The 21352-nt window shown below is 46.3% G+C and carries 21 protein-coding genes; 11 read left to right on the top strand and 10 right to left on the bottom strand.

Annotated features, from left to right (window positions below):
- Positions 1–33: 33 nt before the first annotated feature.
- Complete coding sequence (locus LRP50_RS08585; protein WP_274164049.1) at positions 34–576, bottom strand: DinB family protein; 543 nt, start codon at positions 574–576, stop codon at positions 34–36.
- Positions 577–914: 338 nt separating this feature from the next.
- Between LRP50_RS08585 and LRP50_RS08580 the strand changes: the two genes are divergently transcribed.
- The 3 genes from LRP50_RS08580 (at position 915) to LRP50_RS08570 (ending at position 3078) form a co-directional block, all read left to right on the top strand.
- Positions 915–1514: a TetR/AcrR family transcriptional regulator gene (locus tag LRP50_RS08580; RefSeq protein WP_274164048.1), complete on the top strand. Its 600-nt coding sequence runs from the start codon at positions 915–917 to the stop codon at positions 1512–1514.
- A gap of 170 nt (positions 1515–1684) precedes the next feature.
- A complete protein-coding gene (locus LRP50_RS08575; protein ID WP_274164047.1) occupies positions 1685–2536 on the top strand; it encodes an alpha/beta hydrolase in 852 nt (283 codons plus the stop codon).
- Between the two features lie 68 nt (positions 2537–2604).
- On the top strand, positions 2605–3078 hold the full coding sequence (locus tag LRP50_RS08570) for an NYN domain-containing protein (RefSeq protein WP_274164046.1): 474 nt from the start codon (positions 2605–2607) through the stop codon (positions 3076–3078).
- Positions 3079–3139: 61 nt separating this feature from the next.
- Here LRP50_RS08570 and LRP50_RS08565 read toward each other — a convergent pair whose 3' ends face one another.
- The 5 genes from LRP50_RS08565 to LRP50_RS08545 form a co-directional block, all read right to left on the bottom strand.
- Complete coding sequence (locus LRP50_RS08565; protein ID WP_274164045.1) at positions 3140–3670, bottom strand: GNAT family N-acetyltransferase; 531 nt, start codon at positions 3668–3670, stop codon at positions 3140–3142.
- Positions 3671–3748: 78 nt separating this feature from the next.
- Positions 3749–4261, bottom strand: a complete 513-nt coding sequence (locus LRP50_RS08560) for a hypothetical protein (RefSeq protein WP_274164044.1) — start codon at positions 4259–4261, stop codon at positions 3749–3751.
- A 4-nt stretch (positions 4262–4265) separates the two neighbouring features.
- Complete coding sequence (locus LRP50_RS08555; RefSeq protein ID WP_274164043.1) at positions 4266–5951, bottom strand: LruC domain-containing protein; 1686 nt, start codon at positions 5949–5951, stop codon at positions 4266–4268.
- Between the two features lie 203 nt (positions 5952–6154).
- Positions 6155–7498: a TldD/PmbA family protein gene (locus LRP50_RS08550; RefSeq protein ID WP_274164042.1), complete on the bottom strand. Its 1344-nt coding sequence runs from the start codon at positions 7496–7498 to the stop codon at positions 6155–6157.
- Positions 7498–8883, bottom strand: a complete 1386-nt coding sequence (locus tag LRP50_RS08545; RefSeq protein WP_274164041.1) for a TldD/PmbA family protein — start codon at positions 8881–8883, stop codon at positions 7498–7500. The genes LRP50_RS08550 and LRP50_RS08545 overlap by 1 nt, the downstream gene beginning before the upstream one ends.
- Before the next feature lie 262 nt (positions 8884–9145).
- Between LRP50_RS08545 and LRP50_RS08540 the strand changes: the two genes are divergently transcribed.
- Positions 9146–10132, top strand: a complete 987-nt coding sequence (locus tag LRP50_RS08540) for a CobW family GTP-binding protein (RefSeq protein ID WP_274164040.1) — start codon at positions 9146–9148, stop codon at positions 10130–10132.
- Positions 10133–10258: 126 nt separating this feature from the next.
- On the top strand, positions 10259–10600 hold the full coding sequence (locus tag LRP50_RS08535; protein ID WP_274164039.1) for a DUF1801 domain-containing protein: 342 nt from the start codon (positions 10259–10261) through the stop codon (positions 10598–10600).
- Positions 10601–10652: 52 nt separating this feature from the next.
- Here LRP50_RS08535 and LRP50_RS08530 read toward each other — a convergent pair whose 3' ends face one another.
- Positions 10653–10937, bottom strand: a complete 285-nt coding sequence (locus tag LRP50_RS08530; protein ID WP_274164038.1) for a hypothetical protein — start codon at positions 10935–10937, stop codon at positions 10653–10655.
- 210 nt (positions 10938–11147) lie between these two features.
- On the opposite strand from LRP50_RS08530, the gene LRP50_RS08525 reads away from it, so the two are divergent.
- On the top strand, positions 11148–11573 hold the full coding sequence (locus tag LRP50_RS08525; RefSeq protein WP_274164037.1) for a GFA family protein: 426 nt from the start codon (positions 11148–11150) through the stop codon (positions 11571–11573).
- Between the two features lie 210 nt (positions 11574–11783).
- Positions 11784–12104 (top strand): hypothetical protein, encoded by a 321-nt coding sequence (locus LRP50_RS08520; protein WP_274164036.1) that lies wholly within the window; start codon positions 11784–11786, stop codon positions 12102–12104.
- A 252-nt stretch (positions 12105–12356) separates the two neighbouring features.
- Here LRP50_RS08520 and LRP50_RS08515 read toward each other — a convergent pair whose 3' ends face one another.
- The 3 genes from LRP50_RS08515 to dgcN all read right to left on the bottom strand — a co-directional run bounded on the left by LRP50_RS08515 (position 12357) and on the right by dgcN (position 15678).
- A complete protein-coding gene (locus LRP50_RS08515; protein WP_274164035.1) occupies positions 12357–13490 on the bottom strand; it encodes a fatty acid desaturase in 1134 nt (377 codons plus the stop codon).
- 230 nt (positions 13491–13720) lie between these two features.
- Entirely contained in the window at positions 13721–14659 is a 939-nt protein-coding gene (locus LRP50_RS08510; protein ID WP_274164034.1) for an enolase C-terminal domain-like protein, read from the bottom strand.
- Positions 14660–14664: 5 nt separating this feature from the next.
- Positions 14665–15678, bottom strand: coding sequence for an N-acetyltransferase DgcN (dgcN, locus tag LRP50_RS08505; RefSeq protein ID WP_274164033.1), 1014 nt, complete (start codon positions 15676–15678; stop codon positions 14665–14667).
- Between the two features lie 237 nt (positions 15679–15915).
- Between dgcN and LRP50_RS08500 the strand changes: the two genes are divergently transcribed.
- The 4 genes from LRP50_RS08500 to LRP50_RS08485 all read left to right on the top strand — a co-directional run bounded on the left by LRP50_RS08500 (position 15916) and on the right by LRP50_RS08485 (position 21308).
- The gene (locus LRP50_RS08500; protein ID WP_274164032.1) at positions 15916–16833 is read left to right on the top strand and encodes a LysR family transcriptional regulator; all 918 of its coding nucleotides are present in this window, start codon (positions 15916–15918) and stop codon (positions 16831–16833) included.
- A gap of 126 nt (positions 16834–16959) precedes the next feature.
- On the top strand, positions 16960–18543 hold the full coding sequence (locus LRP50_RS08495; RefSeq protein ID WP_274164031.1) for a hypothetical protein: 1584 nt from the start codon (positions 16960–16962) through the stop codon (positions 18541–18543).
- A gap of 113 nt (positions 18544–18656) precedes the next feature.
- Positions 18657–20486 (top strand): hybrid-cluster NAD(P)-dependent oxidoreductase, encoded by a 1830-nt coding sequence (locus LRP50_RS08490; RefSeq protein WP_274164030.1) that lies wholly within the window; start codon positions 18657–18659, stop codon positions 20484–20486.
- 66 nt (positions 20487–20552) lie between these two features.
- Positions 20553–21308, top strand: a complete 756-nt coding sequence (locus tag LRP50_RS08485) for a hypothetical protein (protein ID WP_274164029.1) — start codon at positions 20553–20555, stop codon at positions 21306–21308.
- Positions 21309–21352: the final 44 nt, after the last annotated feature.

Here is a 21352-nt window from a genome sequence, read left to right as displayed (position 1 = left end):
GTCAATAAGATTGGTTTCTCGATGCATGTGTATTTAGATAGCGCCGCCTTCGGGTACCACAATGGGTAAATCCATGCAGCCATAGTCCAATCCAAACTGGCTCAATATACAAGTGAGCTGCCCGCGATGGTGGGTTTGGTGGTTGAATAGGTGCTGACAATATTCCCCAACCAGCTTGGTAAGGCGTTGTCCTTCAGTATTAGTGTAATGAAACGGCTCAGAGGTGACGTCGTCAGTTAGTTGTTCAACCATTTCACAGATAATGGTATCCAATAGATGTCGGAGCGGAATGAAGCTAGCAAGTGTTGATGCAAATGTGTCGTCGACTTTGCGCGAAACAGGAAATTGTTCGAGTGATGTGTCATCGAGTCCACCGACTTTATTGGCTGCAAGTCGCTGAAGCATGATGAGATCACCAAACATGATGTGATTCCAGTGATCAAGCACGCTTGGGAAGAACGAGAGTGTGTTTTGGTTCAGCTGTTCTTCGCTAAGTTGTCCACATATGTCGAGAAGGCTGCTGTTAATACGCTGATTGTATCGCGCCATCATTCTCAGGTTGGCCTGTAGTTCCATGCTTATTCCCTATTCATTCGTTTCCATTTTCCGCCAACGCTAACGTACTCTGTAGCAAATTTCGCCGACAAATTTTAGTTCGTGTCATTTTGCTGATGATGGCGTGACGCGTTAGCCATTCTAGCCCCGCAAGATCTGCAATTCTTGAATATGGATAGAGATAACGGCCAAAAGAGAGACCTGCGGCTCATTAAACAGCAGCTAAGCTCTCTTAAGATATAAGGTCGACTACTCTGACCAGAGTATCTTTGATTGATAAATCGAACGTTCGTGCTATTAATGAATATACTCAAGCATTTTCAAGTAGCTTGGGTATTGCCGCAAAACAGAAGTCAGTGATGAGCAAGAAAAAACAGACAAGAGAACAGATACTGTCAATCGCATTTGAAATGGCGAGTCGAGAAGGGCTTGAGAGCTTGACCATTGGAGAGCTTGCAAAGCGTGTTGGCATGTCAAAAAGTGGATTGTTTGCCCATTTTAATGCGAGGAGCAACCTTCAAGCCGCAGTGGTGGCATATGCGGGCGAACGATTTGCTGAACGTGTGATTGTACCGTGCCGTGATGCGTCACATTGTTCCATCGAAGCTAAGATCCGACATATGTTGGACAACTGGCTCACTTGGAATGGCTCTTTTCAAGGCAGTTGTATGTTTCTGGATGCATGGCGTGAAAGTCATTCTGGAGACGATCCGATGCAGCAGGTTCTTGAGGTGACGATTAAAAAGTGGCTGAACTATCTCCATATTCAATTCGAAAGAGGCATTGAATTAGGAGAGTTTAAGCGTGACCTTGATTGCTGGCAAACCGTCTATGAATTGTATGGACTGTATTTGAGTAGCCATTTATTCAGAACATTGGGGCTTGAAGCTGATGGTGGTCAAAAGTTCTGGACCGGTATTGATGAGCTGTTTACGAGGGTGCGGGCAAAAAAACAATAACTTTGCTTGTGACGACGCAATTTGTAGAAACACTGCTGATTGTTGATGCAATCAGAGCATCAATTGTAATCGTTATTTTGCCCACAAAAAGCACGACCGTACTATTTCATGGGCCACTTTAACGTGTTGAGCCGTGTGTTTTTAGAGTTTGGTTTAAAAAGGATAACAACATGAGTAGCAAAATATACTTTGGGAAAAACAAACGATTCAGTTTTCGACGGAGTGCGTTGAATGTTGGCTCTCGACTTCATCATCGTATTGCGCCAAACCATGCGCTTAAAACGGCGCGTCGTATTTTCCTGACACCGGCCAAAGGGAAAGAGAACAACCCTACGCCGAGTGGTATGGTCATTGAGGCATTGGGTACGGCTGAAGGGAAAATGATGACCTATAAGCTCGGTTGCGGACCGACTTGGGTGTTAACTCATGGCTGGTCAGGATCGGCAAATCAATTCTTCCCTCTGATGGAGTATATCGCAGAGGCAGGTTATACCGCATTGGCTTATGATCACCCAGGGCATGGAAGAAGCGAAGGTAAAGAGGGAAGCATTCCCGCATTTCTGAGTGCTCTGGATGGTATATTGAATCAACAAGAACAAGTCGAAGGCGTGATTGCTCACTCGATGGGTGGGGCTACGCTGCTCGAAAGTGAACATCAAGCGTTGAAAGGGAAACCCATTATTCTGGTGGCGCCAGTACTAAAATACTGGGAAAACTTGTTTGGTACGGTAGAAGCCTCTGGGTATTCGATGAAACTGTTTCATGCTGTTGTGGCAGATGTTGGCAAACGATATAACACCACGATTGAGAGTATTGACCCGTTCGAAAAGCTAGGGCAACGTCAGTCACCCGTTACGATCGTTCATGATAGAGGGGACAGATTTGCGCCGTTTTCTGTGTCAGAACAGGCAACAGAATTTACTCACGTTTCTTTGGTAGCGACGGAAGGGCTAGGGCATGGACGAGTGCTAAAAAGTGATCCGTTGAAACAAGCGTTTGCGCAAATTATTGGACAATCATAATTCCCTTTTGTTGCGGGCGAATGTGTTATGATTTGGCTTGATTTCCACTCATCCGCAAAGGTCATCCGTTGAAAAAAATTGCTGTGTTCGTTGATGTGCAAAACGTGTACTACACAACTCGACAAGCCTATGGTCGTCAGTTTAACTATCGCTTATTGTGGAAGAACCTTGCGCATATGGGTGAGGTCGTGTCAGCAACGGCTTATGCGATTCGCCGAGATGATGATCAGCAAATTAAATTCCAAGATGCACTCCGTCACATCGGGTTTGATGTGAAATTAAAACCCTTTATCCAGCGCAGTGATGGCAGTAGTAAAGGTGACTGGGATGTGGGTATTGCCATTGATGTAATTGAAACAGCACCGAACGTTGATATGGTGGTGCTCCTGTCGGGTGATGGAGATTTTGCCTTGCTCATGGATCGTGTTCGAGAAGGTTATGGTAAAGATGCCGTGGTATTTGGTGTACCTACGCTGACGGCGAATGCTCTAGTCAATAGCGTTGATCGTTTCATCCCAATCGAAGATGACATGCTGTTGTAATTTTACCTTGAGCGCCTTGAGCACTTTGCGCACCTTACAATGGTAACCAAAATAATGATGGTTATCCTACACTGCGTTTTTGGGTTACTAATTGACGCTTGAGTAGCAGAAAGTCAGGCTCAGTCTCAACGCCAGATTGAAGCGTAAACTCCAGCCGATAAAGCAGCGCCAAACTGCGAACATTATCAGGATGGGTAATCGCAACAATCTGGGTAACCCCGAGCGCGTTTTGCGCTAATGCTATCACCGCTTTTGCGGATTCAGAGGCGTAGCCTTTCCCCTCGTATTCTGGGAAAAATCCAAACCCTAAGTCGATGTCGTCCAACGTATCTCTTTTGATCAACCCGCATATACCGACAGGTAGTTTGCTCTTTTTTTCTTCGACGGCAAATAATCCCATGTAGGCTTGTGCATACATGGGTATGAGCGTGGCACGAAGATAAACGGCGGCATCTATATCACTTCGGATGTTCTTGTCACCGACAAAGCGCAAAAATCCATCGGTGTTATACAAGCGATGAATAAACGTCGTGTCATTTTCGTTGAGACGCCTAAGGTTTAACCGTGGCGTCTCTAATCGAGTATCTTGCATTGCTCTTCCTTGATGAAAAAGCGCCCATCAAAGTAGGCGCTTATGACAAGTATAGATGCCTGAGAGTAACGTGATTAATCAGTCTAATGATACAAGGTAGGAACTACTCGATTGGTCAAGATTGATGACCAAGGTTTGCTCGGATTCACTACTGCTCATTGGCACCCACCTAGCGTATAACTGCTCCCAATTACCATTGACTTCGATATCCACGCCTGTGGTCAAATCTGGGTAAATGGTTGTGATTCGCGACAACGGGTCAACATCGACATCGCCGTTTGCGTGGATGTAATCCGCTTGCGAGAAAATGTGGAGCGCCCCAGATGTGGTGCCGCTGTAGTTGACGTTTAATTGAATGGTTTGGCCAATACAGAATTTAAACGCACGTGCTGCCACAATGTCATCAGTATTGGTTAGCGCTGTGGCTTCCTGAGATGGAGACGACGATGTCACGTCGCTTCCACCTGTATTGCCTGTTTCTGCTGTACCGCCAGCGGATCCGCCTGATGCGTCACCACCTCCGCCTCCACCACATGCAGTTAAAATCAGCGGCAGGGCAGTCAAACTCAATTTCTTCAATATCTTGTTCATTGTATTAATCCTCGTCTGCCAGTGGGGCGATGACTTTGTTGGACGTTGCTGCCTCATACCATGCAGTGTTGGTTTCGCCGCTGCTTGTTACCCAGTCCGCAAAAGTGGTGAAGGCATGGCTGATGTCGGTGTTTTCCAATGGATGGCTCCATTCATCTCGAATATTGATTGACCAAGGCATGTTATTTTCTGTCAGAAAGGATTCTGAACCGCCGGAGTTGTCATCATGTATATTGAAGAATGCATTGTTTATATCACTGGTACCGTCGAACTGTTTTAGGTGTAGCTGCCAACTAATTCCTGGTGGGAAAGCGGCAAAGTCTCCATGGTAAATACCAGTTGAAGCGAAAATGAAAGGGTCATAAGGCGGGTAGCCAACAACTGCACGAGCGACAGGAGTGATTAGCTCAACATTGAGTTGGTAATCAAGCCGACTTAGTTGTGAGTCGACACAGGCTGTTTGAGTTCGGTAGAACGGGCAACTTTCAGTGAGAACACCAAGTGGTTCTAAGTCATCACGAAGGTTTTCCGAAACGATAAGCACGGTTTCACCCGCGTTTGATTGCTGGATGGTGTGGGTTACGGCAACACCATTGCGCGTTAACGATACTGAAGCGACATTACTGGGATCAACATTTGGCATGTGTACAGCAAAACCGTTCGAGTAACCCGCACCCATTGCTTGTAATGTATAGTCTGCTGAGATGCTTTTTAGTTCGCGCTGACCATTCAACTCTTCTGTGATTCGATACCGCCATACGACGTCATTGAAATCGTAGTCACCTTTCAATGGCCAGTTGTCTTCGAAGGCTAATGTCGCATATCCATCTGAACTCGGGTAAACAGAGGTCACGGTAACATCGGGATTGTTCTGCTGCGTGAGTACCTCATATTTGGCATCGGTTGAGCCATCGGGATTTACACCATCAATCGCCTGAAAAGGTGTGATTTCTACAGTAAATATTAAGTCATTGAAATCATTGTCACCTTTAGGTCGCTTGATGTCTTCAAAAGCAAGAACCAAAAAGTCGTTTTCTGTATCAATAAATGCGACGTTATGCCTGCGATACTCTGCGGTGGCCTCTGGATTCAAGTCAGGGAAGCTGTAGAAAGGAGTGCCAAATTTACCCAGCGAAGGAATGCTATTGTAACCTGAACTCCATCCCCAGCCGTTTGAAATAATGAAGAAGCCAAGTGTTTGACCTGCGGTGAGTTCAACGTCGAGGTCGATGGTATCACCTTCCACAAGTTCGCCTTGATTCGGCTTGGATGCGTTTGGAAAGATAATCATGTGTGTCGGCACGTCATCTATTGAAGCGGGAGGGTTATCAGTGTCGTAGACAAAATAGCCCAACACGTTTCGATAACCAGCACCTTCGTTTAAGAAGGTAACACGTGCTGATGCGTGAGGTGCACCTGCTAGTTCATCGTCGATATCAATACTTGAATATTTTCCTGTAGCGATATAGTCGCTGTTAACTGTGCTGCCTTCGGGAAGCATTGAATATACGTTATCGAGAGTGTCCTGCGGGAGTTGGCCTGAAATTGAGTAAACGTCGTTGGGTTTGCCCAGTGCTGAATAGTTAGAAGCGTCCGAGCCTGATTCAAACTCCAAGTCCTGTGCAGTTAACGCATAAGTATAAGTGCTGACAATATAGATACTCGCGATGAGCATTTTCTTCCACGACATACAAAGCCTCCAATGATGGTTCCAAACATCACAAGCATAATTAGTGCCTACTTTTTATTTTTTAAAAAACAGAAGGTTAAATTGATTTTGTGTATTTTGGCTGAGAGGCGGGGGACGCTTTGTTACTTTGAGAATAAGGTTGATTGTCGTAATGCGAAATGGCTCAAAGGAAAAAACGCCCCAGAGAGGGGCGTCTGAATCAGCTATTTACCGGCGACATTCAATCGCGCAAAGCGAATCAAAGGCGCAAAAAAACAGCCGTCGTAGTTTGGAATGACTGTGTTTCCAACTGCCTCAACTTCTTTGATCATGGTGTAGAAGTTACCTGCCACCGTGATACCACGAACGGGTTTCAAGCGTTTCCCGTCTCTGCACAAGAAACCGCTCGCACCAAAGGAGAACTCACCACTAATGGCATCAGCACCAGAGTGAACACCTTGCAGTTCTACGAGTTCAAGATATTCGCCCGCTGTCACTTCCGCTTCACTGCTTGCTCCAGCAGAGATCACATCGTGGCGGGATGACACGCTTAGTGTTCCCTTCGCAGATCGACCAGCATTGGCGGTATGCGCTGCGCCAAAGTGCGCGGCTGTAGCTGAGTTGTGTAGCAACCCAACGAGCTTACCTTCTTCGATGAGCGGTGTGTCAGAAGTTGCAAAACCTTCGCCGTCAAATGCTTTGATGGAAAAACCACCTGGCATGTACGCCATATCTTTGAAGGTCAGTAGCGGACTCATCACCTGCTCACCAATCTTGTCACGCCAAGGGTTTGTACCACGTTTAGCGGATTCACCAGAGAAGCAACTGCCAAATGCGCCCAATACATCATTCAAACAGTCTTGTTCGAAGATGACAGAATACTGTCCGGTTGCAATGGGCTCACCTTCCAGCAAGGCTTCTGCCATCTCATAAGCATCGTTGATGATTTTGTCAGGCGCTAACCCGTCAAACGTTCTGGCGATTGAGGCCGCGACATGCATGGCTTGCTTGTCGTTATGGTCAATCAGTGCGGCCGTGTAGCAACTAAAGGTACGCTCTTGATGCGAGCAGCGGGTACCGAGTGTATTGCCCAGCAAAACAAGAGCGCTGTTTTCGCTATAGCCGTTGTACGGCGCTGATTTCGCCAGTGGCTTTTCGCGGATCTGACGTTCAAGCGACAAGGCCAGTTCAATTTTCTGCTCTGGCGTTGCGTTGTCTTGTTGGTAGATTTCCGGCTGCTCGGTTCTTAGGGTTAAACCTTCAGCGCGGATTTTCTGAAACGCATCTTTCTTGGTGTAGCTTGCGTTCGTTAGCGCTTGGTTCACCATTTGAGCAAGGCTTTCTGGCTCTAAAGATTCAGAATAACTAATGGCGACGTGCTCATCTTTAATCACACGTACACCAATAACTTGGCTTGCTGTTACCTTATATTCTGACAGTTCACCTTGGTCAGATTTCAAGCTAAAGCTTTCGCTGCTTGATGCGATAACATCTGCTGTTGCACCTTGTTTGGTGGCCAGTTCCAATACTTGCTCAAGGGCATTTTCTAGGTTGTTCAATTCACTCATTAGCTGCCACCTCCCACAAGAATGTTATCGACCTTAAGCGCTGCTTGACCCACGGTTGTTGGGACAGAACCGCTTACCGAGCCACACATACCGGCAGCCAACGCAAAGTCTTTGCCGACCATACTGATTTCTTTCAGTACTTTAGGGCCTGTGCTGATCAGCGTTGCCGATTTCAGCGGTGTGGTCACTTTGCCATTTTCAATCAAATAGGCTTCTTGAACCGCGAAGTTGAATTCGCCAGTACCTGGCTGTACAGAACCGCCGCCCATTTTCTTCGCGTAAATACCGCGTTCAATGCCAGAGATCATGTCATCAAACTCAGCGTCACCTGCTTCGATGTAGGTGTTGCGCATGCGTGAGGTTGGCGCATATTTGTAGGATTCACGACGACCTGATCCTGTGCGTTCATAGCCCGTTTTCAAACCGCCCATGTGGTCAACCATAAAGCCAGTCAACTTACCGTCTTTGATGAGCTGCGTATGCTGGGTTTCCATGCCTTCATCATCAATGTTGATGGAGCCCCACTCGTTGGTTAGGAGGCCATTATCGACAGCGTTGACAACAGGGTTGGCGATCATCTCACCCATCTTGTCGTGGAAGACTGAGGCTTTTTTCGCTACAGATGTGGTTTCAAGCAAGTGACCACACGCTTCGTGGAAGATAACGCCACCGAAGCCATTACCGATAACAACCGGCATTTCACCCGATGGGCAGGCACTTGCACCCAACTTAATCAGTGCTTGTTTAGCCGCCATTTCGCCGAGCGCTTCAGGATCGACGCTGGAGTTAAACTCCCAGCCAGATAACATGCCCGGTGCTTCATACCCTGTTGATTGCTCAGAACCTAGGGTTGCAACCACAGACGAGGCAATACGCGTGTAGTGACGGGTATCCTGAATGTGTAAGCCGGTGGAGTTGAAAATTTCAATGTGCTGTTCGCGTTGCGCGATACGGCCAATTACCTGAGAAATTTTGTCGCTTTCTGCTCGCGCTTTTGCATCGACACGTTTTAAAAAGGCAATCTTCTCTTCAACGCGGTTATCGACGGAAAACGGCATGGTCGCTGGGTGACGATCTGTATTCATGATCAGATTCAATGCACCCGCATTGGCGATTTGGTCGCGTTTATCTTTTGCGCAGAGCAGGGTAGTGACGCGTTTTAGTTTTTCTTCATCCTGACTGTTGGTGTATCCGTAGAGGACTTTATGTCCAAAGAAAAGTCGAATACCAATCCCAAAATCAATACCAGAGTTCACTTTGTCGACGTCGCCGGACAGCACTTCCACGCTGCCTGAGTGATGTCGTTCAATGAACAATTCCGCAAAATCAGCGCCTAAAAATAGGGCATGATCAATCACTGCTTTGGCAGTGTTTGTATTTAGCATCCCTTCCTCCTAAAAAAAGAGTGAGCTTCTTATTACTTTTAGAGTATCAGCTAGGTTCAAACGCACCAATCATCTTTCCCTTTTAGTGATATAGGAATGACCAATTGGTTCATGTTTGTATAAATATCAACCATTAATCACAAGCTTAAAAGCCTAGATGATGGAATTGCATAGTAAAGCGAAGAAAAATCTCTTTGCTCAAAGAGTTGTCTTGATACACTGTTTCTATTCGCATGTTTGCTTTGCGCGCTTGGATTTTAAAATGGCTGAAAAACTAACAAAAGTGGTACCAACGAACATCATTACTGGCTTTCTCGGCGTGGGAAAAACGACCGCCATCCTTTCAATGCTTAAACAAAAGCCTGATAACGAAAACTGGGCAGTGCTCGTGAACGAATTTGGCGAAGTGGGTGTTGATGGCGCATTCCTTAGTGAGCAAGGTGCGCTGGTTAAAGAAGTACCGGGCGGCTGCATGTGTTGTGTCGCGGGTCTACCAATGGCCATCGGCATCAATGCGCTATTGGCACAAAACCCTGATCGTTTACTGATTGAGCCAACGGGGCTAGGGCATCCAAAAGACATCATTGGTAAATTGCTCTCCGAGCATTATGAAAACTACATTGCGCTGAATGCGACGATTACCTTGGTGGATCCACGTAATTTCGCCGATGTTCGCTATACGGAAAATCAAAACTTCCAAGATCAACTCGCACTGGCTGATGTTGTTGTCGCTAACAAGATCGACTTGTCTTCCCCCGCAGATATTGCTGCCTTTGACGCGTACGTTGCCAATTCTGAAATCCCTAAGCAAACCTCAGGATACGTTGAGCAGGGGCAACTTGATCCCAAGTGGTTAGGTCTACCTCGTATTGATAGAGACGCGCAGTTTGCTCACCATCACTCGCACGACGATGACGACATGCCAGCTTTTGAACTTGCGCCAGGAGAGAAATTCCGCCGTAAAGAGAATAAAGGGCAGGGATACGTCAGTTGTGGTTGGGTGTTTGAACCCAAAACAGTATTTCCTTTTGATTCACTCTATGGCCTGTTTGCCAATGTGAACGCCGAGCGTGTTAAGGCGGTAATGAATACGGATGACGGCATGTTCGCATTTAATGTCGTCAATCAAATGGTATCCGTAAACCCGATCAGCTTAACGGGTGTGGAGTCGCGAGTTGAACTCATTGATAAAACACCATTACCGTGGGATGAGCTGGAAGACATCTTGTTGTCTTTCATGATGGAATAATCGGAAACGCCTGACAATATGTCGGGCGTTTTTTTAACAAGGCGTGATGTTATGACCCCAGAAGGAACTGCCCCACAAATTACAGCGAAGTTTAATCGTTACCCTCCTCATATTAGATCGCGACTAATGGAGATACGTGAACTGATTTTTGATGTAGCGAACGGCTTAGACAAAAATGTGGAAGAAAGCCTTAAATGGGGTGAGCTTAGCTATGTGGTTAAAGGTGGCACTGCAGTGAGATTGGCTTGGTCAGAGCAAGCACCAAATTCCATTTCTGTTTTTGTTCACTGCCAAACCAAACTCGTCGACACGTTTCGAGAGGTGTTACCAAACGCTTTTGACTACATTGGCAATCGCCAGTTGCAGTTTGATTGTGGTAGTACTTTTCCAGAAGCAGCATTGCGAACAAGCATTGGTGTTGCGTTTACCTACCAACAGAGAAAAGCACTGCCACTTCTTGGGATGTAGCTAGTTCGACTATAGCGATTGAGAATGAAGCGATTGAGAAGGTAGCCAGTTACTAGGCAGGCAGAATATTGTTTCTTACCAATCCCCGCCTTACGTTGGTACAAAGTTTTCCAAAACGTCGGATGTCGTCAAACTGTGGCGAAATACCACGAGACATCTCAGATTCCCAATAGGAAAGCTCAGAGTCTACCAGTTCCAGCAACTTTTTCGGACAACCAATACAGCTGTTATCAGGGCCGCATATAAAGGTCTCTGGTTCGTAAAGTGGCAACTCCATTTTCACTTGTTCGATAATGTTTTTCATTGCATCCATGCGAGTCGGTTTTTTGTTTAGCATTTTGACCTACTCACTGAGTCACGGACTGTGGGAGGGGGATTCTATTCCTCTGTATTGGGCTTGTCGAGCGTTAGGTTTGAGACATTTTACCCTTTAGTTACGATGGTTTTACGCCCCTTGGATACGAAGCAAAGTAAGATACCGTGCACCTTTTTCTTCTTGATGATTGAGTATAGAGTGGTGAAATAAACAGCAAAGGGATGAGGGATAATGACAACGACAGCAAAATATACAGGCCAGTGCTTGTGTGGAAATATCCAATATCAAGTCGATCATATTGAGCCACATATGGGGCATTGCCATTGCTCAATGTGTCGCAAATTCCATGGCGCAGCATTCGCGACGTTTGGAGAGGCGAAAGCGAGTAACTTTCGCATCACGGTTGGTGAAGACTTATTGAAAGTATATGTCGCAGAAAATGGGACAAAGCGTACTTTCTGTGGAAACTGTGGCTCGAGCTTACTGTTTGAACCAGCAAATAGTGATGGAAGTTTGGTTGAATTTACGCTTGGTACTTTGGATAGCGAAATACCTAATAAACCAGATGCACATATTTTTACTGAATATCGAGCGCAGTGGAATGAGATTAGTGATGAATTACCTCAATACTCTGAAGGAAGAAACAAAGACGAGTGATTGATCAGAGTGCTTAAGATTTTTGTAAATATCATGGAAGTGATATGAGGAAGGGTGGTGATGGTTATTTTGATTAGATGATGATCTAGCTGTGTCTTTATTTTCTCAAAAATGACGCGATAAAAAAGGCTATTTTTCAGTACATTTATGCTCATTCAATGTTGAAGTTATTGGCTTGTTGCACCAATAGCATTGTTTGAAGAGAGTATAATGAAATTTGTTGTCATATCCTTGTTATCTATTGTTATAACGATTTTGTATTTCTTAGCCTACTTATATGGAGAGTATAAGTTGGCCGTACTATTGGATTCCAAAGGGCTGTATTTTTCAACGGTGGCGTTGTCTTTATATATGTTTGGTATGTTTAGTGCGTTTCGAAGTGCTGGTAGGGATAATGGAAATATTGTCTTCAGGTTTAGTGCAGGCTTTGCTAATGGTGTCATTTTGGCCTTACTGGCAATTATATTAATTCTGGTGGTTGTGATATTCATTGCTTGGGTTGCTAAATCCTTTGGACAAGGTGTGCTTTAGCGCACTGTCCATTATAAAGTACCTTGAGGCGTTACTCGCCTCTCCGTGATGTGATTGGTCAAAACCTGTCCTGCTTTCTCGACTTGCTGAATGTTGACTACTTCAACGTCCATTCGTTTGCACATCGGCGTAGCCCACAATCTTCTCTTTACGCACTGCCACAAATGGACAGATGAGCTGTATGTGGATTTCCACGTATACCTTGATCTAAAAGGGCAGCCGAAGCTGCCCCGAAAGAAAGCGCGCTTGGCGCTATGCGTAGTTGGCAGTCAGCATTTGCCAGTTGCGTTTTTGCTGAATGAAATCCCCTTTAAGGATTTTCAACTGTTGTACCAATATCGCTTCCTCATATTTCTTCAATAGGTTCTGTTTACCCATATCGATGAGTCGCTTTTTGGCTTCATAATATTCACTCATACGAACAACTAACGCTTCGTATTCTTGCTCAATGGCCTGAAGGCGTTGTGTTGCGTTCGGTGTCATGCTTAAACGTGCTTGAATGTTTTTCAACAGCATGGTTGCTCGTGCTTTTTCAATGCGATCTTGTGGTGTCACACGTAGCTTTTTGGTCAGGCCAAGCCAGCTACCCGATTTGATGAGCCACTTAGTTGGATCGAACTGCCACCAGTAAATGCCGTTTCGGTAGTCATTCTCAAAAATATGGTGGAAGTTATGGTAACCCTCACCAAAGGTGAAAAACGCCAAGATGCCATTGTCTCGAGCAGTGTTCTTAGCCGTATATGGTTGTGAACCCCAAATGTGGGCAAGAGAGTTAATGAAAAACGTCGTATGGTGACTAGCCACCACGCGCAAAAAACCAATCAGAATAATTGCACCCCAAATATCGCCGTGAAGTAATCCGAATGCGATAGGGATACCGAAGTTGGTGGCGAGGACCAGTGGCAAGTAATACTTGTGTTGCCACATAACAACTTTATCCTTTTGAAGGTCTCGGCAGTTGCTGTAATCCGAATAACGATGCTTCTGATATTCACGAAGCATCCAACCGATGTGCGAATACCAGAAACCACGTTTTGCTGAGTAGGGGTCAGTGTCGTTGTCGTCGACATGACGGTGATGAACGCGGTGATCAGATGACCAGTGAAGAATGCTATTTTGCAGCGCGAGTGCGCCGCCTATTGCAAAAATACCTTTTAACACAGGATGCGCTTCGAAGGTTTTATGTGACCAAAGTCTGTGATAGCCCGCCGTGATAGACATGCCAGCAAAGGTAAACATGGCAACAAACATGGTGATTTGTGCCCAATCAAACCCGTGATAATACGCCCAAAGTGGAGTGCCTATTATTGCTACGGCGAAGGTGACCGCAAAAACGGTGACATTCAGCCAGATGACAGGAGGTTTTTTCGCTTGAGTAGATTCCATTTTAAATACCGCAAAATTCCAGCGTACACATGTACGCTAGATTAGAGTGAGGTTTTAAATGGGTCAAGATGCCTGTTAACAATTTGTCGCAATTTTGATGGGTTAAGCGTCATTATCTATTTTAAGTTAAAAAAAGAGTGAAACGTGTTGAGTATATTTCACTCTGATTATTGCCGCGGCTAAAACGCTTTTCGGTAGAACGAAATTTAACCACCCAAGCTTAACAGACCCTAACCTAGCACAATATTCCCGTGCTTGTAGCGAAGGCCATTTTTGACATCATCACTGATCAAAAATGCACCATCCAAGTCGACCATGACGGCAGTCGCTGCAACGGGCAGCGCAGCTCGCATCGCAATAGAGCTACCAAGCATACATCCCACCATGATTTGAAGCCCTGCGGCGCGCGCTGCTTGTTCCAATTCAAACGCAGCCGTTAGCCCTCCTGTTTTGTCGAGTTTGATGTTTACCATTTGGTATTTTCCGACCAATCCTTGTACATCGTCTGCGGTGTGACAGCTTTCATCGGCACAAAGTGGGATCGCACTGGATATGTCATTTAATGCGTCATCTTCGTTGGCAGGCAGAGGTTGTTCAACCATTGCGATATTAAGCGGTGCGATTTGTTGAAGGGTGCTAGCAATGTCAAGCGTTCCCCACGCTTCGTTGGCGTCGACAATCAATGTGGTATCCGGAGCCACTGCGCGAACGGCAGCGAGGCGTTGGTATACTTCATCTGCATTGAGCTTGACCTTGATTAAGGTAGCCCCTTGCTCTACGTAGAGTTTGGCTTCTTCCGCCATTTCTTCCGGTGATGCAATGGACACCGTCATGGCAGTTTGAATCTGATTAGGCAAAGAGAAGTTGTCAGGGAAATTGTCAGCTTCAAGCATCCATAACGCACAATCGATTGCGTTACGTGCTGCGCCAGGGGGAAGAAGAGATTTCAACAACGTGCGATCACATTGGGTATTGTTGACGGATTCAATTTCAGCGAGCACGCTGTCAAAACTCTCCCCATAGCGACCTGTTGGCGAGCATTCGCCTACGCCAATGTTGCCATCTTTTTCAACGGTGACTTGTATAACCTCTGCGGTGTTACGACTACCGCGAGAGATAGTAAATGGGCGTTTCAATGTGTAGGTCACGATCTTTGCACTAACATTCATCCTGTTCACTCCTCGAATACGTGGATGAGATGCTCAACAATGTTATCTACGCCAAACCTCACTGGGTCGGTGGCAGGCAAATCATATTGGCTGGAAAGATCCGCCAAGTAACGTTTTGCATCTTCCTCCGAGAGCGCAGAAGTATTGATGGCCATGCCAACGAAGCGAGGATTAGGGTTGGTCAGTTTTGCGAGTCTAACCGCCAACTCCATAATGTCGGCGACGTCTGGAATTGGCATATCCGACATATGACGAATGTATTCGCGATTCGCTTCGTGGCAGAGAACCAGTGCATCAGGTTGGGCACCGTGTAAAAGACCCAAGGTCACGCCTGAAAATGCAGGGTTCAATAACGAGCCTTGTCCTTCCACCAGTTGCCATTGGTTTGTATTACATGCTGGCGATAAGGTTTCGGTCGCACCAGCGATAAAATCGGATACCACTGCATCTACCGCGATGCCGCTACCTTCAATCAAAATACCCGTTTGACCCGTTGCGCAGAATGCTGCAGAGAGCCCACGCGACTTCATTTGTTTTTCCAGCGCCAAGGTGGTGAACATTTTACCGACAGAGCAATCGGTCCCCACTGTTAAAAGGCGTTTACCAGAACGCTTCTTACCCGTGCCAACTGGCAAGGTTCCATGTGCATGACGGAGGTCGAATAAACTCGCGCCAGAGGCTTTGGCTGCTTCAGCAATAGCAGGAATAGCATCTAATCTTTGGTGAAGCCCTGACGCCACGTTCATGCCAGTATTAAGCGCTTCGACGATGTAGGGAACAAACTGTGGAGCAAGCACACCACCAGCGTTTGCCATACCAAGCACGAGAGTTTTTGCTCCTTCTTTTGTGGCGGTTTGAACGTCGATATCCGGTAGGTCGAGAGACGGTACTTCATCATTCAAACGCAGTTGACCCATGCACTTCTCAGGACGCCAATAGTGAATGCCACGGGCGGTTTTGATGGCGAGCGGATCTTTGCTTTCTCCAAGCATAAGTAGGTAGGGCGCTGGAATGTTCATGTCTCTCCTTGTCATCTTGACTATCTAGTGGTGGTGTTCACCTTGAGATCACTATAGAACGCGATTGAGTGTGTGAAAAATGCCGTTTCCGATTCACTCATGCTGATTCAGTATGAGTAATCGACAAAAGTGTGATGAGTTAGACATTACGTATGGGTGGGTGGTGTGTATCTATAATTGGGTTGATATTTTTGTAGGTATTTTCACGCTCTCGTCAGCAAGGATGAAGCCACTCAAATGAACATTGAAAGTAAATGGTTGGAAGATTTTCTCGCGCTAGCGGAAGTCAGGAATTTCTCGGAAGCGGCCTCGGTGCGCAATATCACTCAGCCTGCATTTAGCCGTCGGATTCGAGCGTTGGAGCAAGCCATTGGGGCTGAGTTGATCGATCGGAGTCAAACCCCTGTTGCTCTCACTGCCAGTGGACGGATATTTAGGGTGACAGCAAGGACGCTAGTTAACCAAATGGTGGAAGGGATTAGCCATATTTCGGCTTTGAACTATTCCGACGGTAGTGTTGTGCGCATTGCCTCTGCACATTCCCTTGCATTAGACCTGACGCAGCTCATACAGGCGCAGTTTTCTGATGAAATACGGCCTATGCTAAGTGTCGATGCCATGAATGTTGATGAAGCTGTTGATGCGCTACAGGAAGGTGAGTGCGACGTGTTGCTCGCTTTCGATAATGAGCACCTTAAATTGGCACCTTATGAACATATCGAAGTGGGTCATGCTGACCTCTTACCCGTGTGTGCAGTGGACGAACATGGGAAGCCTTTGTTTGGTTTCGAGCAGGATGATGTGCCTTGGTTAGCATTTACACCGACCTCGTACATGGGGCGTCAAACCGAAACCGTGCGTCATGAAGTGAGCCTTAAGCCAGTCTTTCTTTCTTCCATGGTAGACATGCTAAAACTGCAAGCGATGAATGGATTTGGGGTGGCATGGTTGCCTGATTTTGCCATTCGTTCAGAGCTAGTGAAAGGAACCTTAGTGGTCATGGAAAACACCACGCTGATCAGGAAAATCGCTTACTATGCGTACCGATATCAGTCGCGACTTCATCCGTCAGGTGAAAGGATATGGTCTGCTCTGAAAAAAATTGCGGCTGATAACCCATTAAACACTGACAAGAAATCGATAGCAGGAGAGTGAATCCCAGTTTATTTCAACCGAGAGTGCTATATTTCTTGAACGTGCTGCCGATAAAAAGAGAACTGCTTCCCACTCATTACGTCGTTGAGGAAGTCACCATGAATGTTTGTTGACGCTGGGGGTGTCATGTCGTTTAAAGAACCAATCCCGAATTTCGTCAAAGCTATGGGGCATCGCGTTGTCAGCTACATTTTGAATATCTCAGAAGCGGAAGCAAGACACGTACTACAGCACCAGGGAAAACTCACGTCTAAGCAATTAGAAACGCTGACTTCCTATGTTCAACTTTGTCGACAAATGCGTGCCGTCGCCGTGTCACAAGGTGATATTGAACAATCGTTTTTCCATCGGCTTCCTCATGTGCTCCAAAATGGTCAGCACATCTTTTCGGTATGGCGTCGACAAAATGGTGGTGAGACGCCGTTAGTGAGTATTAGTGACCCCCTTGCGAGAAGCTTGGCGGGTGTTGCTGCCGAACTCTATCCACTCTTTTTGGTGAAAGCAGGGGCTAGACCTCACTTGTTCTATCGCGCGTCAGGATATTTGAGTGCCGCGATTTCCAACTTGCCCGGCAACAAAAATCTCTATCGACACTTTATCGAAGATCGTTCCTTTGAACGGGTCTTCGAAGTGATTGGTAATGAGCCAAGTGAAACCTATGGTCACTACGTGGACTCAAAGGGAAAACGAGGTGTTATCTCCTTGTCATCACTCCCCGCAGCCTTGCTGATCAACAGTTATGATTTGATGCGTGTCCGCGGTCCGATTTCTGCAGATGTGTTTGTACGTACCGTATTAGAAATGCTGGAAATTGCCCGCAGCGTTGCCGATGGCGAGGTTGCTCAAATCCCTTTGTTTGTCGGTTTCCGAAATGCCGCCTTGGTTGATTTTGATGAGCTTGAGACTAAGTGGGGAACACTTCGTCGTTATTCGCCTTCAATTGCCGAATATGTTCTGCAGCTTCCGAGCCAAATGGCGAAACGCAAAGACAGCGGATTCATGCTTGAATCTGGCTATGCTTATGCCATCAACAGCGGTGATTTGCTGGACGATGACGATTGGCCGAGTGACGTGCTTGAAGCGGAAAGCGATAAAGTATCGACAGAGCTTAATATTACCTTATGTATGTCCATGTGCTTTCTTAACGATGCGCCGCCTTTCGTCGCGCCAGAATGGGCTTGGCATATTGACCCGTTTTCGTTGGAAGGGGCGAAGACTGCTGTTGATACGGTGAAAGAAGCTGACGAGCCCGTGTACATTACCAACAATGTGTTGGACGAGCTTGAAAACTGGAGCTTATTGCTTGAAGACACGGATTCAACGGGAATCCGTTTGGCATTTACCCGCTTGTTTAGTGCTGCTAGGCAACCTGACCGTCTTGATGGCTTATTGGATGCTATTCTCGCTCTTCGCAATATTTTTGGCGCAGGCAAAAACACGGATGAAGTGCCGGTTGCGGTGGGTGAGTTGATCAGTGGTCACGCGAGCGAAGCTATCGAACTGGCTGAAAATTTAAGTGAGGATTGGAATCAAATTCTCAGCGGCGAAGCGTGGTGGGATAACGAAGAAATCCGCGAAAAAACATTGGCATGCATTTCGTTGTGTTTGACCTGTTTGCATCATCTGTACCTTAAATTCCCCACGATAGTGAGTGACCCTGAGCGATTAACGCGGATTATTACTTCAAACGGTAAGTCTATTGCGTGCTAGTTCAACATTTTACTGGCAATACATGACACATTTTGAACGGATATTACGCGGATTCTAAGAGTTGCTGTGTTTTAATGTAGGCTGGAAAATATTAATAAAAAGCAGGAGCTCTCGTGGACACGAAAATCAGTCAAATCAATGTTTATCCCGTTAAATCAGCCAGTGGTATTTCCTTATCAAACGCTTGGGTAGAGAGCATTGGCTTGAGCTTCGATCGCCGTTTCATGGTGGCAGACAGCACTGGGAAATTTGTCACTGGTCGTACTGATCCAAAAATGACCGAGGTGTCTGTTTCACTGCAGGCAAACGGGATTACGTTGAATCACCCTACCATGTCACCTCTTGTGCTTAAGTATGCTCAGTTCTCACTTCAAGAAGTACACACTAATGTGTGGAAAGATGAATTCAATGCTTACTCCACGACGTCGACCGCTAATGCGTGGTTTAGCCACTTGTTAGGTGGGCACAAGCAATTGTTGTTTTCGGGCGAGGAATCCTCACCACGCTACGCCTCAAAAGCGCAGACTAAAGTTAGTTTTGCGGATGGCTTCCCGCTGTTGATTATTTCAGAGGCGTCATTGAGCGCATTGAATGACAAGACGCCAGATGTACATAGCATGGATCAGTTTCGCACCAACTTGGTCGTGACAGGTTGCGATGCGTTCGAAGAAGATACGTGGGCGAAAATTCGAATTGGCTCTGTGGTGTTTCGCGCTGACTGCCCATGTAGTCGCTGTATTTTCACCACGCTTGATTTGGACTCAGGGCGTTTTCGCGTTAACGGCGAGCCTATTACCACCTTGAGTCAGTTCCGCTCTGCCGAAGATGGTAATGTGAATTTCGGCATGAACTTAATAGCGATGAACGAAGGTGAAATTCGTGCGGGCGATAAAATTGAGGTGCTCGAGTATCGAGATGCCGAAGTTTACGAAGACAACACCAAGCCAAAACTCAACTTAACCTGCCACGAGATTGAACACGTGGCGCAGGACTTCAAAACGTTTTGGTTTGAAAATCAGCAGGGCGTTCTGCCTAAATATAAAGCCGGTCAGCATCTTCCTCTGGAGTTGGATATAAACGGCAAACGTGTTCAACGCCGTTATACGTTATCTTCGTCTCCCACTCGACCAGATCGTTTCGCCATCTCAGTGAAGCGTGTAGAGGGTGGCGAGGTGTCCAACTGGCTTCATGATGAAATGCGTGAAGGAGCAGAAGTAAAAGCTCAACAACCCGATGGTCAATTTCACTTGAGCGATGATAACAACAAGCGTCGACAGATACTCTTGTTGTCTGGCGGAAGTGGTGTGACACCCATGATGTCGATGCTTCGAGCATTGTCTGATCATAATGAAGTTGATGACGTGATCTTTTTTCATCAGTGTCGCTCAGAAGCGGACATTCCTTTTTCTGAAGAGCTCGATGCACTGGCTAAAAAGCACAAAGGTTTACAGGTAATGACTTTGTTGAGCCGTCCTTCGGATGAGTGGAGTGGGCTGACGGGTCGATTGAGCCAAGAACATTTGGCTCTGGTGTCTTGGTTGACGCAACGTGAGATCTTCGTTTGTGGCCCTGAAGGCTTCATGGATGCCGCAATGACTTTGCTTGACCTTTTGGGTGTGCCTGAATCACAACGCCACCAAGAGTTCTTCTCGCCACCAACAATGGGAGAAGGTGCACCTGCTGCAGAAGTGTCTATCACCCTAGATGGTGAGTACATTCGCGGCGATAACCAGCGTCCTATCTTGGTGCAAGCTGAAGAAGTGGGTGTACAAGTCGACTACAGTTGCCGTGCGGGTGTTTGTGGCTGCTGCAAGATGCGTTTAGTGGAAGGGGAGGTACACCAACCAGATATGCCTGCGTTATTCCCTGGTGAGAAAGAAGAAGGGCTGGTATTAGCGTGTTGCTGTGTGCCGAAAGGCGATGTGGTGTTGAGTAAACTCTAGCCAAACAACCGATAATTAACGCTTTTTTTCTTTGAGCTAACATTACTAGCTGCCCCATGATGTATCATGGCGGCAGCTTTTTTATGGGGAATGGATATGACAAGCGCAAACAAAAAAGGCGCATTACTGTTTGTTGGTGGTTTAGTGTTAGGTGGCCTTGTCACCAACAATCATTGGTCGTCGATTGGCAATGTTGCGCAGCATGAACTCGACAGTGTGAAAGACGAGTTAGCGCAATCAGAAACAAAGTTGAGCTCCGCGCAGCAGCAGATGGAGGAACTACAAACTGTATTGTCTGAAAAAGAGATCAATGCAGCCGCGCACGCGGAATTACTTGTTAAGAACAAAGAGCAGATTGATTCTTTACGTTCGACAGTGGATGAACTGACCGCGAAATCATCGCAAGGGGCGGTGAATATTCAATCGTTAGAAGAACAGAATAATTTACAGCGCGATACCATCAGCAAATTGACATCGAGACTCAAGAATACAGATGTTTTATATGCAGATCGCTACCGTTTGACGCGTGCGGTGAGCGATTTAAATGAGCAGATTTTGAAGGTTAGCCATAAAGCAGAAACGAGTCAGAAGGCCTGTGAGGAGTTCAAAAAAGGAAACTCATGGAATTGGGTATCAGAAAAAGATTGTAAAGACTTTAACGAATACAGACAGCAGTCCAATCAATTGATGAGTGAATTTGATGATACGAGTGCTGACCTGGATAAAGTGAAGCGTGAGCTATCAGCGTTTGGAAATTTGCCCTATCCAGCCCCGTTAGATGATCAAAAATTAGCGACAGAAGAACGAGATACAACACCGTAAATTTATGTTGTTGTCACTGAGTTGTCTCCTAAAGGCGATAAAAC

This window comes from Enterovibrio gelatinilyticus (assembly GCF_028683095.1).
Classification (GTDB): Bacteria; Pseudomonadota; Gammaproteobacteria; order Enterobacterales; family Vibrionaceae; genus Enterovibrio; species Enterovibrio gelatinilyticus.
The sequence above is the reverse complement of the archived record's forward strand: the minus strand, read 5'-3'. Positions and strand labels throughout refer to the sequence as shown.